Origin of the sequence: Streptomyces sp. Mut1, assembly GCF_030719295.1 — a bacterium.
In the GTDB taxonomy this organism is placed as follows: Bacteria; Actinomycetota; Actinomycetes; order Streptomycetales; family Streptomycetaceae; genus Streptomyces; species Streptomyces castrisilvae.
In genome coordinates this window covers 828,936-843,399 of record NZ_CP120997.1, presented here as the reverse complement: position 1 = coordinate 843,399, position 14,464 = coordinate 828,936, and the positions used below count along the sequence as shown (strand labels likewise).

The window sequence follows — 14,464 nt, the reverse complement described above, 5'->3', positions numbered from 1 at the left end:
AGGAGCAGTCATGGCCGAGGCCTACATCATCGAAGCGGTCCGCACCCCGGTCGGCCGGCGCAAGGGCGGTCTGTCCGCCGTCCACCCCGCCGACCTCGGCGCCCATGTCATCAAGGCGCTGGTCGAGCGCGGCGGCATCGACCCGGCCGCCGTGGACGACGTCGTCTTCGGCTGCCTGGACACGGTCGGCCCGCAGGCCGGGGACATCGCCCGCACCGCCTGGCTCGCCGCCGGTCTGCCCGAGGAGGTGCCGGGCACCACCGTCGACCGGCAGTGCGGCTCGTCCCAGCAGGCCGTCCACTTCGCCGCCCAGGGCGTCATGTCCGGCACCCAGGACCTGGTCGTCGCCGGCGGCACGCAGAACATGTCGATGATCCCGATCGCGTTCGCCAGCCGGCAGGCCGCCGAACCCCTCGGCCTCACCGACGGCCCCTATCTCGGCTCCCAGGGATGGCGGGCCCGGTACGGCGACGCGCCCGTCAACCAGTTCCACGGCGCCGAACTCATCGCCGAGAAGTGGGGCATCTCCCGCGAGGACATGGAGCACTTCGCGCTCCGCTCGCACCGGCGTGCCCTGCGCGCCATCGACGAGGGCCGCTTCGCCCGCGAGACCGTGGCGTACGGGGACGTCACCGTGGACGAGGGGCCGCGCCGCGACACCTCGCTGGAGAAGATGGCGGGGCTCAAGCCGGTGGTGGAGGGCGGCCGGCTGACCGCGGGCGTCTCCTCGCAGGTCTCCGATGGCGCGTCCGCGCTGCTCATCGCGTCCGAGCGGGCCGTCGCCGAGCACGGCCTGACGCCCAGGGCCCGGATCCACCACCTCTCGGTGCGCGGCGAGGACCCGATCCGGATGCTGTCCGCGCCGATCCCGGCGACCGCGTACGCGCTGAAGAAGGCCGGCATGTCCATCGGAGACATGGACCTGGTGGAGATCAACGAGGCGTTCGCCCCGGTCGTCCTGGCCTGGCTGAAGGAGACCGGCGCCGACCCGGACAAGGTCAATGTCAACGGCGGCGCCATCGCGCTCGGCCACCCGCTCGGCGCCACCGGCACCAAGCTGATGACGACCCTCCTGCACGAACTGGAGCGCACGGGCGGCCGCTACGGCCTCCAGACCATGTGCGAGGGCGGCGGCCAGGCCAACGTCACGATCATCGAGCGCCTCTGACCGAACCGGCGGCCGGCCGGACCGCCCCGCCTCGCCGGGGCGGTCCGGCGCGCACCTCATCCGCGCGAGGGAGACGATCCGGGCCCCGAAGCCCTTGCGGTGCTGCGAGACTTGGGCGGGGACAGGTCCGCGGTGGGGGATCGGCATGCGCGGCCGGCCCGCCACACGGGCCGTCAGTTCCCGCCCGGCGCTCGGAAGGAAGACGATGCACGTGAACGAGACAGCCAAGGCATCCGAGGACAACAAGCGCTCCTCCGGCACCGCGAGAACCGTGACGCCGCGTGGGGGGACACCGGCCGGGCTGTCCGCGCTGCAGAGCACGGTGGGCAACGCGGTCGTCATCCAGAGGCTGCGGCAGGCGGGCCACCCCTGGGCGCAGGAGGAGCACCAGCACGATGCGGGCTGTGGCCATCAGCGGTCCGAACAGCCCTCGGTGCAGCGGTCGGCCGTCCACGATGTCCTGCGCGCCCCGGGCCGCCCCCTCGACGACGCCACGCGCACCGATATGGAAGCGCGCCTCGGGGCCGACTTCTCCGCCGTGCGCGTTCACACCGACAGCGCTGCCAGGGCCTCGGCGGCCGAGGTCGGCGCCCGTGCCTACACCTCGGGCAACCATGTCGTCATCGGCGACGGCGGCGCCGACAAGCACACCCTGGCCCACGAACTCACGCACGTGATCCAGCAGAGCAGGGGCGCGGTCGCGGGCACCGACAACGGCGCGGGACTGAAGGTCTCCGACCCCTCCGACCGCTACGAGCGCGAAGCCGTGAGCAACGCCCGACGGGTGATGAGCGGGCCCGGACCCCTCCAGCGGACGGCGGCCGTCCGCCCGGACAGCACGGCCCGGCGTCCGGACATGACCACCGCCGCCGTGCAGCGCGTCCACTACGGGGAGGGAGAAGACGTCACGGCCCATCCGAACTTCTCGGTGACCCTGCGGGCGACACTCAACGGGACTGCGATCGGAACGTTCAGCAGTGAGACCACCGCGTACTCACCCAAGGACCACGCGGAGGACCAACTGCTCGACGAACTGGACGCGACCATCGGCGGCCTCTACCCGAACGCTCAGATCGCGGCAGCCCTGGCGGCGGGCGGCCAGACGCACACGCTCCGGATAGACCTCTCGGCGAGCCCCTGCTCCAGCAGCCACGGAACGACGACGAAGACGGGCGGGGAGGGCTGCGCCGAGCGGCTCGCCGAGCTCGCCAGAAACGGCTACCTGGGCCACACCTTCACCATCACGGTGGTCGCCGACCACCTGTACGGCAGGAGCAACGCGGACCGGGCGAATTCCGTCCGGGCCATCAACGACATGAGGGCGGCGGGGATCAGCGTGCAGTGTCCGGGCGCCTGAACCGAACCGAGGCCGCGAGACGGGGCGCCCCGTGGCGTGGCCAACCCGGACCTAGACATCTGACGTCTTACCTTGGATAGGATGCGGGGCCATGGACATCGAACCGCCCGCCGCTCTCGTAGGTGCCTACGCGGCCCTGCCTTCGCTCCGCGCCGACCAGGAACGCTTCTACGAGGGGCTCGCCGACGGAGGCGTCGCCGACGGGCTGGAGATCCCGTTCCGTGACGGCCTCGGTGACGACGCCCGGTGGCTGGCCGCGCGGATGCGTGGCCGTTTCACCCGTTCGGTGATCACACTGATCCCCGGCACGATGGCGCGCGTGGGAGCCTCGGGTGCTTTCGGGCTGGCCTCCGGGGACCACGACGGCCGGCAGGCCGCGCTCGGCTTCCTCCGTGAGGCCCGCATCGCCGCCGAGGAGTTGAACCAGCTCACGGGTGAGCAGTCGGTCTCCGTACTCCACATCCACACCGCGCCCTCGGTGACGGCCGTCCCGGAGATGTTCGCCCGTTCGCTCGACGAGATCGCGGCAGGCGAGAGCGCCACGGGCGGCTGGTCCACCCGGCTCGTCCTGGAGCACTGCGACGCGTACACGCCGGACGTCCCGGGTGAGAAGCGGTTCCTGTCCCTGGAGGACGAGATCCCCCTCGCGCGTGAAGGCGGGATCGGCGTCGCCGTCAACTGGGGCCGGTCGGCGATCGAGGCACAGGACCCGGGCCGGCCGCTCGCCCAGATCACCCGGCTCGCCTCCGAGGGCCTGCTGGCGGGCATCATGTTCTCCGGCGCCGGCCCGGCCGCCAACGAGTACGGGGGGCCGTGGGCGGACGCGCATCTGCCTCTCACCGAGGACGAGCCCGCATCCCTCATGGACGCCGACGAGGTACGCCGTTGCCTCCGCGCGGCAGAAGGCGCGATCTCCTACGCGGGGGCCAAGATCCAGGTGCCCGGTGGCGCCCCGGTCGCCGAGAGTCTCGCGATGGTGGGCCGCGTCATGCGGCTCCTGCCCGGGGCCTCGTCGGCGCCGGATACCGCCGGAGCCGTCGTACGGCCGTGAGCCCGTCCCGGTGGCGGGCCGGGTCCGAGGGGGGACGGTCCGGATCTCCGGGCCGCCCCCTCGCGCGCACGCCAACCGTCGGCCGGCCCTCTCGCGACGCGCACCAGGAGCGTCAGTCCGCCCCCGGCAGGGCCTTCAGCGTCGCCCGCGCCTCGTCCATGACCCGCTCGACCAGTTCCGCGCAGGACGGCAGGTCGCCGATGAGCCCGGCGACCTGGCCCGAGGCCATCACGCCGATGTCCGTGCGGCCCTCCACCAGCGAGGCCTTGAGCAGCATCGGAGTGTTGGCGGCCAGCAGCACCTGACTCCAGGTCAGGTCCTTGCCGTGCTTCATCGCGAGCCCGTCGCGCACCAGCTGCGGCCAGCTCGCACCGGACTCGCGGCGGAACGCCGAGGCGTGCCGCACCGCCCGCAGCAGCGAGGCGGCGCGGCCGGAACGCTCCAGCGAATCGACCATGGCGGTCCGCAGCATCCGGTGCGGCAGGCCGTCCACCTGGTCGGTGACCGTGACGTCCTTGACGGTGGCGGCGAGGTACTTCGCCTTCACCTGGCCGGGAACGGTGCTGTCGGAGGTGAGCAGGAAGCGCGTGCCCATCCCGATCCCGGCCGCCCCGTAGGCGAGCGCGGCGACCAGGCCGCGGCCGTCGTGGAAGCCGCCCGCCGCGATCACCGGGATGCCCACGGCGTCCACGACCTGGGGGAGCAGCACCGTGGTGGCCACCTCGCCCGTGTGGCCGCCGCCCTCGCCGCCCTGGACCATCACCGCGTCCGCACCCCAGGCGGCGACCTTCTCCGCGTGCCGGCGGGCGCCGACGGAGGGGATGACGACGATACCGGCGTCCTTGAGGCGGGCGATCAGGTCCTTGGAGGGGGCGAGCGCGAAGGAGGCGACCCGCACCCCCTCCTCGATCATGATCCCGACCCGCTCGCCCGCGTCGCCCGCGTCCGCCCGGAGATTGACGCCGAACGGCGCGTCCGTACGGGACTTGACCTCGCGGATCGCCGCACGCAGCTGCTCGACGCCCATCGTCGCGGAAGCCAGGATGCCGAGCGCCCCCGCCCGCGCGGACGCGGACACCAGACGGGGGCCGGCCACCCAGCCCATGCCCGTCTGCACGATCGGATACCGCACCCCGGTCAGCTCGGTGAGCGCGGTCGGCATCGGCGCCGGCCCGGTCATGCCGGGACCTCCCGCTCGCGCAGCCCCTTCGGGTCGATCACCTCGCGGATCAGCCGCAGTTCGGCCTCGGTGGGCTCGCGGGTGAGCGGCACGTCGTCGGGGACGGACAGGGCGAAGCCGGTGGCCGCGGTGACCTGGTCGACGCCGATGCCCGGGTGCAGGGAGCGGATGCGCATGGTGCGGTCGGGGGTCTCGAAGTCGAAGACGCCCAGATCGGTGATGACGCCCGGGATGCGGTGGTAGCGGGTCGCGGACGGACCGGCCGCCGCCGCCCGGTCGTAGCCGACCCCGCTCACCATGTCGACATGCTCCACGAACACCCGCGCCGAGTGCTTGGGCACCCAGTAACTCGTCGGGTTGTTCAAGGTGTTGACGGGCGCCCCGCGCACCCCCAGCAACTGCCGGGTGGGCCGGGCCCAGTCGCCGATGCAGGAGATGTTCTGGTTGCCGTGCCGGTCGAGCTGGCTGGCGCCCATCATCACGTGACGGCGGCCGGTTGCGGTGAGCGTCAGGTGCTGGCGGAACGGCAGCCAGCCCTCGACGCTCCCCGGCCGCGCCCCGATCGCCGGGGTGTCGCCCATCAGCAGGGCCTCCCCGTCGGTCAGCAGCAGGTCGGGGGAGAAGGTCAGCTTCGCCAGGCGGGCGCCGACCGCCGGGACGGTGCCCATCGGGCTGGCGAGGATCTCCCCGGCGTCCCGCCAGGCCTCGGCGCACGCCACCACGCAGTACTCGGCGCGGCTGGCCGGGGCGGCGGCGCCGGTCTCGGTGCGGCTCATGCTTCCTCCTCCTGGTGGAACGCGGTGACGGCGGCCTGGTAGGCGGCCTCGTCCCCGGACAGGAACCGGGCGACGAAGGCGGGCCACGCCTCGGGGTCCCGGGCGGCCCGCACGTAGGCGCGCTGGAAGGACTCGTCGCGGTCGTGGTCGGGCACGCAAGAGGTGAAGTGCGCGCCGTTCGGCGTCTCGACCACCCCGTCCACGAACAGCCGCTTCACCAGCAGCGTCTGCGGACCGTGCTCCTTCAGCAGATCCGCCGTCTCCACGATCCGCTCGCAGGAGACGTAACTCTGGTCCGCGGCCTCGCAGAACAGGTCGTCGAAGTACGGGTCGGGGCCCAGGTACTGGCCGTTGCCCTGCGCGTCGCAGCGGTTGAGGTGGACCAGGGCCGCGTCCAGCCGCAGCGCCGGTGCCGCGACCAGCTTCTCCCCGTCCTCGTACGGTGAGGTGACCGTGCGCAGGGCCGGGTTGACCTCCATCAGGTCCGAGCCGAGACCGGCGCGCACCGGCATGAACGGCAGCCGCTGCGCGCCCGCCGTCAGGCCCCACATCATCATGGCCTCGTCCAGCTCGACCATCTCGAACGCGCCGCGCTGCCGGGCCGCCGTGAAGTGCGGCTCCAGCGGGACCGAGTCGAGCGTGCCGAACGCCGTGACCAGCTTGCGGATCCGCCCGGCCGCCGCGAGCAGGCCGACGTCCGGCCCGCCGTACGACACCACGGTCAGATCGGTGATGTCCGACCGTAGCAGCGCCCGGACCAGGGCCATCGGCTTGCGGCGCGAGCCCCAGCCGCCGATCCCGACCGTCATGCCGCTCTCCAGCCGGCCGACGACGTCGTCGGCCGTCATCGTCTTGTCCTGTGTCACGCCTGCTGCTCCTTGTCCGTGCCGAAGGTGTCGCGCACCCGGTCGGCCACGCCGCTGAGACCGGCCTCGAAGGTGAAGCCCTGCTCGAAGCGGTAGCTGCGGCGTACGTCGACGGGGTCGATGCCGTTGATGGCGGCCTTGGCCAGCCGGATCAGGTAGCCGTCCTTGGCGGCGATCTCCCGGGCCAGGTCGAGGGCGGCCGCCGCCAGCCGGTCGCCCGGGACGACGCTCCACACCGAGCCGTGCCGGTGCAGCTCGTGCGCCGTGACCGTGCGGGAGGTGTAGTACAGCGCCCGCATCAGGTGCTGCGGGACCAGCCGGGCCAGATGCGTGGCCGCGCCGAGCGCGCCCCGGTCCAGCTCGGGCAGGCCGAAGGTCGCGTCCTCACTGGCCACGATCGCGTCGGCGTTGCCCGCCAGGCCGATGCCGCCGCCCAGGCAGAAGCCGTGCACGGCGGCGACCACCGGGACCTCGCAGTCGTACACCGCCGCGAACGCCTCGTAGCAGCCGCGGTTGGCGCCGATCAGTGCCTCGGGGCCGGTGGCGCGCTGCATCTCCTTGATGTCCACGCCCGCGTTGAAGCCGCGGCCTTCGGCGGTGAGGACCACACACCGGATGTCCGGGTCGGAGCCGGCGGCCCGGACCGCCGCCGCGAGGTCGTACCAGCCCCGCACGGGCAGGGCGTTGACCGGGGGGAAGTCCACGGTGACGAGGGCGATGCCCTCTTCCGGGACGGAGGTGGAGACACCCATGAGCAGATCAGCTACCTTTCCACCTAACGTTTGTTTGGTTCAACGTAGCAGTGATGCGGGCGCGGCGGGAGAGCGTCATACCACTCAGTGGTGACCGGCACCGCCCGGTGGTGACGGCCCCCGCTCCCCGCTGACCCGCCGATGGAAGGGACACCCTCATGACCTCATCGACCGCTCTGTGCACCGGACGCGTCGCCGCCGTGACCGGCGCGGGCCGGGGCCTCGGCCGCGCCCACGCCCTGGCCCTCGCCGCCGAGGGCGCGAAGGTCGTCGTCAACGACCTGGGCGTGGGCATCGACGGCTCGGGTACGGCCACCGGGCCCGCCCAGGAGGTCGTGGAGCGCATCCGCGCGGCCGGCGGCGAGGCCGTCGCGCACAACGGCGACATCGCCACCGACGCGGGCGCGGCCTCCCTCGTCGCCACCGCGCTCGACACCTTCGGCCGGCTCGACACGCTCGTCAACAACGCCGGATTCCTCCGCGACCGGATGCTGGTCAACCTGGACGAGGACGACTGGGACGCGGTCATGCGCGTCCACCTCAAGGGCCACTTCCTGCCGCTCAGGCACGCGGCGGCGCACTGGCGCGCCGAGGCGAAGGCCGGCCGCACCCCCTGCGCCCGCGTGATCAACACCAGCTCCGGGGCGGGGCTGCTGGGCAGCGTCGGCCAGGGCAACTACGCCGCGGCCAAGGCCGGGATCGTCGGACTGACCCTGGTGGCCGCCGCCGAGATGGGCAGGTACGGGGTCCAGGTCAACGCCATCGCCCCCGCCGCCCGCACCCGGATGACGGAGGACACCTTCGCGCAGACCATGGCGGCGCCCGCCGAGGGGGAGTTCGACGCGATGGCCCCGGAGAACGTCTCGCCGCTCGTCGTCTGGCTCGGCTCCCCGGCCTGCGAGGGGGTCAGCGGCCGGGTCTTCGAGACCGAGGGCGGCCGGATCACCGTGATGGAGGGCTGGCGGCCGGGCCCCACCGCGGACAAGGGCGCCCGGTGGAGCCCGGCCGAGGCCGGAGAAGCGGCGCTGAAGCTCCTCGGCCGGGCCGAGGCTCCGCAGCCGGTGTACGGGGCGCGCTGACGGCGTACGCGCACGCGGCGGGGCCCGGGTGACCGTCTGTCACCCGGGCCCCGCCCGCCGGGGGAGTCAGCCGCCCGCCGGGTCCCCGCGCACGCCCCGGGCCAGCAGCACGGGGGACTCCGCCCGGCCGTCCAGGACGCGGTTGGTGCGGGTGACCACCTGCCAGCCCGCACCCCCCGGCGTACGGCACAGCCGCCAGTGGTTGGCGGTCGCCCGGCGCACGACGTACCGGCCCGCCTCGTGCACCACCATCAGCGAATGGCACACCGCCACCGCCTCGTCGCCCTGCACGGTGATGTGCGGCGGGCCCACCACATGCGCGCAGCCCTGCTGTATCCAGCCCCGGTGCGCGGGGGAGCGCACCATCTCGCCGATCCGCTCCCGGCCCGCGAGGTAGAGCTCGTCGATGTCGTACACCCCGTCCGGGGCCCAGAGCGCGGCCACCGCGTCCGCCTCGCCGCTGTCCACCAGCGGTCCGTACGAGGCCATCGCGCGGGCCACGGCGCGCTCGTCCTCCAGCAGCCCCAGCCGCGCTTCCAGGGCGGCGATCCGGTCCTCGCTCATGCCCGCGCCCCCGCCGGGAGGTCCGCGACGACGGCGAGCGCCTCCAGCTGTTCGGCGTAATGGGCCGCCGACCGGGCGCTCAACGACACGCTGACCAGCGTGGCACCGGCATCGGACACCTTCCGCAACGCCTCGGCCGTACCGTGCGCGTCGCCGGACGGGTCCAGCGGGCGGCCCGCGCTCAGCACCACCTCGAAGCCCTCCGGCAGTGAGGCGGCGCCCACCATCTCGCCCAGCCGGTCGAGCGGCAGCCCGAACGGCACCCAGCCGTCGCCGTACGCGAGTGCCCGGCGCAGCGAGCGCGGCGTACGCCCCCCGATCCACAGCGGCACCCGGTCCTGCACCGCGTGCGGCTCCACCACCAGCCCCTCGTAGTCGAAGTGCTCACCGTGGTAGGCGGGTTCACGCCGGGACAGCGAGGCCCGCAGTGCGGCGAGCGCGTCGTCCGCGAGGGCGCCCCGGCCCTCGAAGGCCGCCCCGAGCAGCCGGAACTCCTCCTCCAGACTGCCCACCCCCAGACCCAGGACGACCCGCCCGCCCGAGACGCGGTCCAGGGTGCCGTAGCGCTTCGCGATCTCCAGCGGATGGTGGTAGCCGAGGACCAGGACCTGGGTGGCGAACCTGATCCGGCTGGTCCGGGCGGCCAGATGACCGAAGGTGGACAGCGGGTCCCAGTAGGTGCCGCCGCGCTGCTGTGCGATGTCCGCCGGCACCGCGACATGCTCCGAGCAGGTCAGATGGTCGAAGCCGAGCCGGTCGGCGGCCTCGGCGACCGCCCCCAGCTCCTCGATGCCGGCGGTGCGTTCCCAGGGGGAGTGGACGCCGGGGACGGCCGTGACGACGGGACTGTTGATGCCGAGCCGCATGGGGAAACCTCTCTCGGGCCGGACGGTAGGGGCAGCGAGACGCCATCCAAGCCGCCCCGCCGCGCGTGCGGAGGCCGGGTCCCGGTGGGCGGGAAACCCGGCACCGGGCGCCCGTCCGGTCAGCGGGACGGCGCGCGACCGCTCCGGCCCGCAGCTCCTACGGTGCGAGAGCCATTCACCGAGCCGAGGAGTACCCATGCCGCGCAATGTCGTCGTCACCGGATCGGGTTCCGGGATCGGTGCCGCCCTCACCGCACTGCTCCGCGCCCGGGGCGACCGGGTGATCGGGGTGGACCTGCGGGGCGGCGACCTGGACGCCGACCTGTCCACGCCCGAAGGGCGCGCCGCCGCCGCCGGGGCCGCGTCCCGGGCGGCCGGCTCCGTGGTCGACGCGGTCGTCACCTGCGCCGGCACCGCCGAACCGGGGCGCTCCATGGTGACCGTCAACTACTTCGGCACCACCGAGTTCCTGACGGCCCTGCGGCCGGCCCTCGCGGCGGCCGAGCGGCCCCGGGTCGTGGCCATCGGCTCCATCTCCGGCACCCGGACAGCCGACCCGGACGTCGTCGCCGCCTGCCTCGCGGGCGACGAGACCACGGCCCTGGCGCACGCCGACCGCGCGGTGGCCGAGGGCCGTGCGCGACAGCTGTACCCCTCGTCCAAGTCCGCGCTCGCCCAGTGGGCGAGGCGCACCGCGGTCGCCGAGGGCTGGGCGGACGCCGGAATCGCGCTGAACGTGGTGGCGCCCGGCATCGTCCTCACCCAGATGAGCTCGGGCCTCTTCGACGACCCCGGGATGCGCGAGGTCATGGACGCGGCGGTCCCCATGCCTCTCAACGGCTACCTGGAGCCCGAGGACGTCGCCCGCGCCGTGCTGTTCCTCGCCTCCGAGGCCAACAGCCACATCACCGGGCAGGTGGTGTACGTCGACGGGGGCGCCGAAGCGACCCTGCGCGGCCCCGGCGTCTTCTGAGCCCGCCCGCAGGGGCCCGCCGGGCTCCGGAAGAGCGGCCACGGTGGACCGGCCCCGGAAGCACGAGGCCCCGCAAGCGCCGCGCACCGTAGAACACGAGGCCCCGCAAGCACCGCGCACCGCAGAACACGAGGCCCCGGCCGCCGAGTCCACCTCTGGCTGCCGGGGCCCACGCCTTCTCCGGGATCAGACCCGCACCTTGTGCCGGATCACCTTGCCCGTCGCGTTGCGCGGGAGCTCGTCGGCGGTCAGCCGCCACCGCGTGGGCACTTTGAAGTAGGACAGCTCGCGCGCCACGTACTCCCGCAGCGCCTCCTCGGTGACCGCCGAGCCGGCGCCCAGGACCACGACCGCCGCGACCTCCTGGCCGAGGTCGGGATGCGACGTCCCCAGCACCAGGCACTCGCGCACGTCCGGGTGCTCCGCGAGCACCGTCTCGATCTCGGCCGGATAGATGTTCTCGCCGCCCCGGATGATCAGGTCCGACCGGCGGCTGCCGAGATGGAGCCGGCCCTCGCGCAGCTGCCCCAGGTCGCCGGTGCGCAGCCAGCGGTCGGGCCCGATCGCCGCCGCGGTCGCCGCGGGGTCCCGCCAGTAGCCCAGCATGTTGTACTGGCTGCGCACCCAGACCTCGCCCTCCTCGCCCTCCCCGAGCACCTGGCCCAGCGGGTCGCGGATCTCCAGCGTGACCCCCGTGACGGGCCGGCCGAGGGTGCCGGGCGCGGCGGCCAGCTCCTGCGGGCTCGCGGCGGCGACCGCGGTGCACGTCTCGGTCAGCCCGTAGCTGTCCACCAGCGAGTCCTTCGCGAACGGCAGGCTCTCGCGCAGCCGCTCCTTGAACGCGGTCGACGACGGCGCGGAGGCCAGCGCGAACGCGGTCAGCGAGGAGGTGTCGTAGCGGTGCGCCCCGCCGTGTTCCAGCATCCGGTGGGCCATGGTGGGCACCGCGCCCCAGTTGGTGACGCGCTCCCGCTCGACCATGCTCAGCACGGCGTCCACATCGAACGCCCCCTGGTACAGCGCGATCCGGCTTCCCGTGGCGAGGCGCGGCACGGCCAGGTTGTGCAGGCTCGCGATGTGGAACAGCGGCAGCGTCAGCAGGTAGACGCGGTCCTGCGGCGCCGTCGGATCGCCCAGGGCCTGGGCCAGCGCCTCGTTCAGGCGGTGGTATTCGACCACGGCCAGCAGATTGCGGTGGGTGTGCACGGCCCCCTTGGGGCGGCCGGAGGTGCCCGAGGTGTAGAGGATGACGGCCGGATCGTCCTCGGCCACATCGGCGGAGGGCAGCGGGGCGTCCGGGTGGGCCGCCGCGAAGCGGCTGATGTCGTCCTCCATGGAGAGCACCGGCACCCCGCAGCCGGTCAGCTTCGCCGCCCGTCGCGCGTCGGCCACCACGAGTGCGGGCTCCGCGTTGTCCAGGCCGTGCGCCAGTTCGCGCTCGGTCCACCAGGCGTTGAACCCGACCGCGACCGCGCCGATGGACACGGTGGCCCAGAACGTGGTGATCCACGCCGGTGAGTTGGCCGCGGCGATGGCCACCCGGTCGCCCTTCGCGACGCCGTACTCCTCACGCAGTACCCGGGCCAGCGACGCGGCCTGCCGCGCGTGCTCGGCGAAGGTGATCCGGCGGTCCGCCGTGACGATGAAGTCACGGCCGGCGTGGGCGACGGAGGCGTGCAGCACCTCGTGCAGGGCCCGATGGCGGTGCGTGAACACCGGCAGCCGGCTGCCCAGCACCTCGTCGTCGGCAAGCTCGAACCGGCCGCCGGGGCCGGTGAGTGCGGCCACCTGGGCGAGGGCGGCGGCGCGGTGATCCGTTTCGCTGGGCATCGGGACTCCTGGGCGTCGTGAACTCCACTGGGATCGCGGACGACGCCAGTCTCGGCAGCCGGGGGCCCTCGCTCCCCGGCTGATTCCGGTCACTGGGACACCGTCCCACGGGCCGGCGAAGAGCGGAAGCGCCCCCGCACCCCCCGCGCTCACACCCCCGGCCCGGGTTCCCGCTGAGTGGGATGCGCCACGGCGGCCGGATTTCGCCGGCCATAGCGTCCCCCCACGATCCGCCCCCGGGCACCCGCCCTCCGGCGTATCCGCACCCGCTCATCCCGCCCGCCTCCCGGGCACCGCTCTTCCCGCCCCCTCGGGCACCTGTTCTTCCCGACTTCGGGCTCCGGACAACTGGAGGATGCAATGAAGCGAACACCACGGGTCAGAGCCCGACTCGCCGCCGTCCTGGCCGCGGCGGCCCTGATCACCTCCGCCTGTGCCTCACCCGACGACGGGGCCGGCGGCAAGGAGCAGAAGACCGAACGCGGGCGGTACACGTTCGGCAGCATCGGTGAACAGCCGAAGGGCGGCACCCCGGTCCGCGGCGGCACCCTGCGCTTCGCGGACTACGGCGAGGCCCGCAGCCTCAGCCCCGCCGTCACCTTCGCGACCGGCGCCTCCGGCGGCTCGGCCCTGGCCGCCGTCTACGACGTACTGATGCGCTACGACACCGCGGCGAACAAGTACGAACCGTGGCTGGCCGAGTCGCTGGAGAGCAGCGCCGACCTGAAGACCTGGACCCTGAAGCTCCGCGACGGCGTCGACTTCTCCGACGGCACCCCGCTCGACGCCGACGCCGTCGTCGCCAGCATCGCCTGGTACCAGAAGAACAAGGGCGCCGACACCGCGCTCCTGGCCCCGAACCTCGCGAAGACCGAGGCCACCGACGAGCACACCGTCGTCTTCACCCTCCGCAGCCCCTGGGCCACCTTCCCCGCGATGCTCGCCCAGGCACCCGGCATGATCGTCGCGCCGGCCGCGTACGCCACGAAGACCTTCCGCCCGATCGGCGCAGGGCCCTTCACACTCGGTTCGTACGCCCCGCAGGAGGAGATGGTCCTCAAGGCGAACAAGAAGTACTGGAAGGGCGCGCCCCACCTCGACGCGCTGCGCTTCACCTGGCCGCAGGCCGACCGCGCCAAGCTGGAGGCACTGAACGACGGCACCGCCGACGTGACGTACATGCGCAGCCCCGACGTCGTGGACGACGCGGTGAAGGAGGGCCACCCGGGGGAGCTGACCCTCACCGGCCTCGGCAACATGATCACCATCAACACCCGCAGCGGCCGGCCGGGCAGCGACCTGCGCGTCCGCAAGGCGATGGCGCTGGCGCTCGACCCGAAGCTCGACACCGAACGCGCCTACGACGGCAAGGGCCTGCCGGGCCAGGAGATCTTCCCGCCCGAATCACGCCTGCACTCGAAGACCGAGCCCCTCGGCATCGACCTCGAACAGGCGAAGAAGCTCCTCGCCGAGGCCAGGAAGGACGGCTACGACGGCAAGCTCACCTACATGGACGGCACCGACCCCGTCTCCCGGTCCAAGGCCGTCGTCACCAAGGCGATGCTGGAACGCGTCGGCTTCGAGGTGAAGCTCGACATGGTCCCCTCCATCGCGGACCGGGTCGCGAAGACCTATGTGGACCACGACTTCGACATCAGCCGGGGCGCGGCCAGCATCTCCGAGAGCGACCCCTACCACCGCCTCCAGAGCGTCCTGAACTCCGAGAGCTACGGCAACCCCGGCGGCTACGCCAACAAGAAGATGGACGCGCTGCTCGTCGAGTTGCAGGCCGCCGACTCGGACGCGGAGACCCAGCGGATTCTGGACGACGTCCAGACCCTCTTCAACGAGGACGTCCCCCTGGTCAACCTCGGCGCCAGCGCCGGCTTCACCGCCTGGGGCAAGAACGTCCACGGCATCGTTCCGACCGACGAGTACATGGCCCTCTTCGGCGAGGCATGGATCAGCAAGTGACCCCGTCGACCGGCCTGCCGCCCCCGGC

Annotated in this window: 13 protein-coding genes; 6 read left to right on the top strand and 7 right to left on the bottom strand. The window is 73.2% G+C overall.

Annotation, left to right across the window (positions count from 1 at the left end):
- The first annotated feature begins 10 nt into the window (after positions 1 to 10).
- The 3 genes from P8A18_RS03335 to P8A18_RS03325 all read left to right on the top strand — a co-directional run bounded on the left by P8A18_RS03335 (position 11) and on the right by P8A18_RS03325 (position 3,576).
- A complete protein-coding gene (locus tag P8A18_RS03335; RefSeq protein WP_306051632.1) occupies positions 11 to 1,168 on the top strand; it encodes an acetyl-CoA C-acetyltransferase in 1,158 nt (385 codons plus the stop codon).
- Positions 1,169 to 1,373: 205 nt separating this feature from the next.
- On the top strand, positions 1,374 to 2,525 hold the full coding sequence (locus tag P8A18_RS03330; protein WP_371933632.1) for an eCIS core domain-containing protein: 1,152 nt from the start codon (positions 1,374 to 1,376) through the stop codon (positions 2,523 to 2,525).
- Between the two features lie 91 nt (positions 2,526 to 2,616).
- Positions 2,617 to 3,576 (top strand): DUF4862 family protein, encoded by a 960-nt coding sequence (locus tag P8A18_RS03325; protein WP_306051630.1) that lies wholly within the window; start codon positions 2,617 to 2,619, stop codon positions 3,574 to 3,576.
- Positions 3,577 to 3,688: 112 nt separating this feature from the next.
- Here P8A18_RS03325 and P8A18_RS03320 read toward each other — a convergent pair whose 3' ends face one another.
- From P8A18_RS03320 to P8A18_RS03305, 4 genes are read right to left on the bottom strand one after another with little or no spacing between them, the layout of a single operon-like run.
- The gene (locus P8A18_RS03320) at positions 3,689 to 4,738 is read right to left on the bottom strand and encodes an NAD(P)H-dependent flavin oxidoreductase (protein ID WP_306060654.1); all 1,050 of its coding nucleotides are present in this window, start codon (positions 4,736 to 4,738) and stop codon (positions 3,689 to 3,691) included.
- 14 nt (positions 4,739 to 4,752) lie between these two features.
- Complete coding sequence (locus P8A18_RS03315; protein ID WP_306051628.1) at positions 4,753 to 5,532, bottom strand: CoA-transferase subunit beta; 780 nt, start codon at positions 5,530 to 5,532, stop codon at positions 4,753 to 4,755.
- The gene (locus P8A18_RS03310) at positions 5,529 to 6,380 is read right to left on the bottom strand and encodes a CoA transferase subunit A (RefSeq protein WP_306060652.1); all 852 of its coding nucleotides are present in this window, start codon (positions 6,378 to 6,380) and stop codon (positions 5,529 to 5,531) included. Before P8A18_RS03310 ends, P8A18_RS03315 begins: the two co-directional genes overlap by 4 nt.
- A 14-nt stretch (positions 6,381 to 6,394) precedes the next feature.
- Positions 6,395 to 7,150: an enoyl-CoA hydratase family protein gene (locus P8A18_RS03305; RefSeq protein WP_306051627.1), complete on the bottom strand. Its 756-nt coding sequence runs from the start codon at positions 7,148 to 7,150 to the stop codon at positions 6,395 to 6,397.
- Positions 7,151 to 7,308: 158 nt separating this feature from the next.
- Here P8A18_RS03305 and P8A18_RS03300 point away from each other — a divergent pair, with 158 nt between their 5' ends.
- Positions 7,309 to 8,229 carry an SDR family oxidoreductase gene (locus P8A18_RS03300; protein WP_306051625.1) on the top strand — a complete coding sequence of 307 codons (921 nt, stop codon included), beginning with the start codon at positions 7,309 to 7,311 and terminating at the stop codon, positions 8,227 to 8,229.
- Between the two features lie 66 nt (positions 8,230 to 8,295).
- Here the strand turns inward: P8A18_RS03300 and P8A18_RS03295 are convergent, their stop codons facing one another.
- Together P8A18_RS03295 and P8A18_RS03290 are read right to left on the bottom strand one after the other, a co-directional pair.
- The gene (locus P8A18_RS03295) at positions 8,296 to 8,793 is read right to left on the bottom strand and encodes a nuclear transport factor 2 family protein (RefSeq protein ID WP_306051623.1); all 498 of its coding nucleotides are present in this window, start codon (positions 8,791 to 8,793) and stop codon (positions 8,296 to 8,298) included.
- Positions 8,790 to 9,659, bottom strand: a complete 870-nt coding sequence (locus P8A18_RS03290) for a TIGR03619 family F420-dependent LLM class oxidoreductase (RefSeq protein WP_306051621.1) — start codon at positions 9,657 to 9,659, stop codon at positions 8,790 to 8,792. The genes P8A18_RS03295 and P8A18_RS03290 overlap by 4 nt, the downstream gene beginning before the upstream one ends.
- Positions 9,660 to 9,855: 196 nt before the next feature.
- On the opposite strand from P8A18_RS03290, the gene P8A18_RS03285 reads away from it, so the two are divergent.
- Complete coding sequence (locus tag P8A18_RS03285) at positions 9,856 to 10,632, top strand: SDR family oxidoreductase (protein ID WP_306051619.1); 777 nt, start codon at positions 9,856 to 9,858, stop codon at positions 10,630 to 10,632.
- A 186-nt stretch (positions 10,633 to 10,818) separates the two neighbouring features.
- Here the strand turns inward: P8A18_RS03285 and casG are convergent, their stop codons facing one another.
- Positions 10,819 to 12,462, bottom strand: a complete 1,644-nt coding sequence (casG, locus tag P8A18_RS03280) for a steroid-24-oyl-CoA synthetase (RefSeq protein ID WP_306051617.1) — start codon at positions 12,460 to 12,462, stop codon at positions 10,819 to 10,821.
- A 360-nt stretch (positions 12,463 to 12,822) separates the two neighbouring features.
- On the opposite strand from casG, the gene P8A18_RS03275 reads away from it, so the two are divergent.
- Entirely contained in the window at positions 12,823 to 14,436 is a 1,614-nt protein-coding gene (locus P8A18_RS03275; protein WP_306051615.1) for an ABC transporter substrate-binding protein, read from the top strand.
- Positions 14,437 to 14,464: the final 28 nt, after the last annotated feature.

What these genes read in the sequence shown, in the direction of transcription:
- P8A18_RS03335 (WP_306051632.1), top strand. Translation starts at nt 11, where the DNA reads ATGGCCGAGGCCTACATCATCGAAGCGGTCCGCACCCCGGTCGGCCGG.
- P8A18_RS03330 (WP_371933632.1), top strand. Translation starts at nt 1,374, where the DNA reads ATGCACGTGAACGAGACAGCCAAGGCATCCGAGGACAACAAGCGCTCC.
- P8A18_RS03325 (WP_306051630.1), top strand. Translation starts at nt 2,617, where the DNA reads ATGGACATCGAACCGCCCGCCGCTCTCGTAGGTGCCTACGCGGCCCTG.
- P8A18_RS03320 (WP_306060654.1), bottom strand. Translation starts at nt 4,738, where the DNA reads ATGCCGACCGCGCTCACCGAGCTGACCGGGGTGCGGTATCCGATCGTG.
- P8A18_RS03315 (WP_306051628.1), bottom strand. Translation starts at nt 5,532, where the DNA reads ATGAGCCGCACCGAGACCGGCGCCGCCGCCCCGGCCAGCCGCGCCGAG.
- P8A18_RS03310 (WP_306060652.1), bottom strand. Translation starts at nt 6,380, where the DNA reads ATGACGGCCGACGACGTCGTCGGCCGGCTGGAGAGCGGCATGACGGTC.
- P8A18_RS03305 (WP_306051627.1), bottom strand. Translation starts at nt 7,150, where the DNA reads ATGGGTGTCTCCACCTCCGTCCCGGAAGAGGGCATCGCCCTCGTCACC.
- P8A18_RS03300 (WP_306051625.1), top strand. Translation starts at nt 7,309, where the DNA reads ATGACCTCATCGACCGCTCTGTGCACCGGACGCGTCGCCGCCGTGACC.
- P8A18_RS03295 (WP_306051623.1), bottom strand. Translation starts at nt 8,793, where the DNA reads ATGAGCGAGGACCGGATCGCCGCCCTGGAAGCGCGGCTGGGGCTGCTG.
- P8A18_RS03290 (WP_306051621.1), bottom strand. Translation starts at nt 9,659, where the DNA reads ATGCGGCTCGGCATCAACAGTCCCGTCGTCACGGCCGTCCCCGGCGTC.
- P8A18_RS03285 (WP_306051619.1), top strand. Translation starts at nt 9,856, where the DNA reads ATGCCGCGCAATGTCGTCGTCACCGGATCGGGTTCCGGGATCGGTGCC.
- casG (WP_306051617.1), bottom strand. Translation starts at nt 12,462, where the DNA reads ATGCCCAGCGAAACGGATCACCGCGCCGCCGCCCTCGCCCAGGTGGCC.
- P8A18_RS03275 (WP_306051615.1), top strand. Translation starts at nt 12,823, where the DNA reads ATGAAGCGAACACCACGGGTCAGAGCCCGACTCGCCGCCGTCCTGGCC.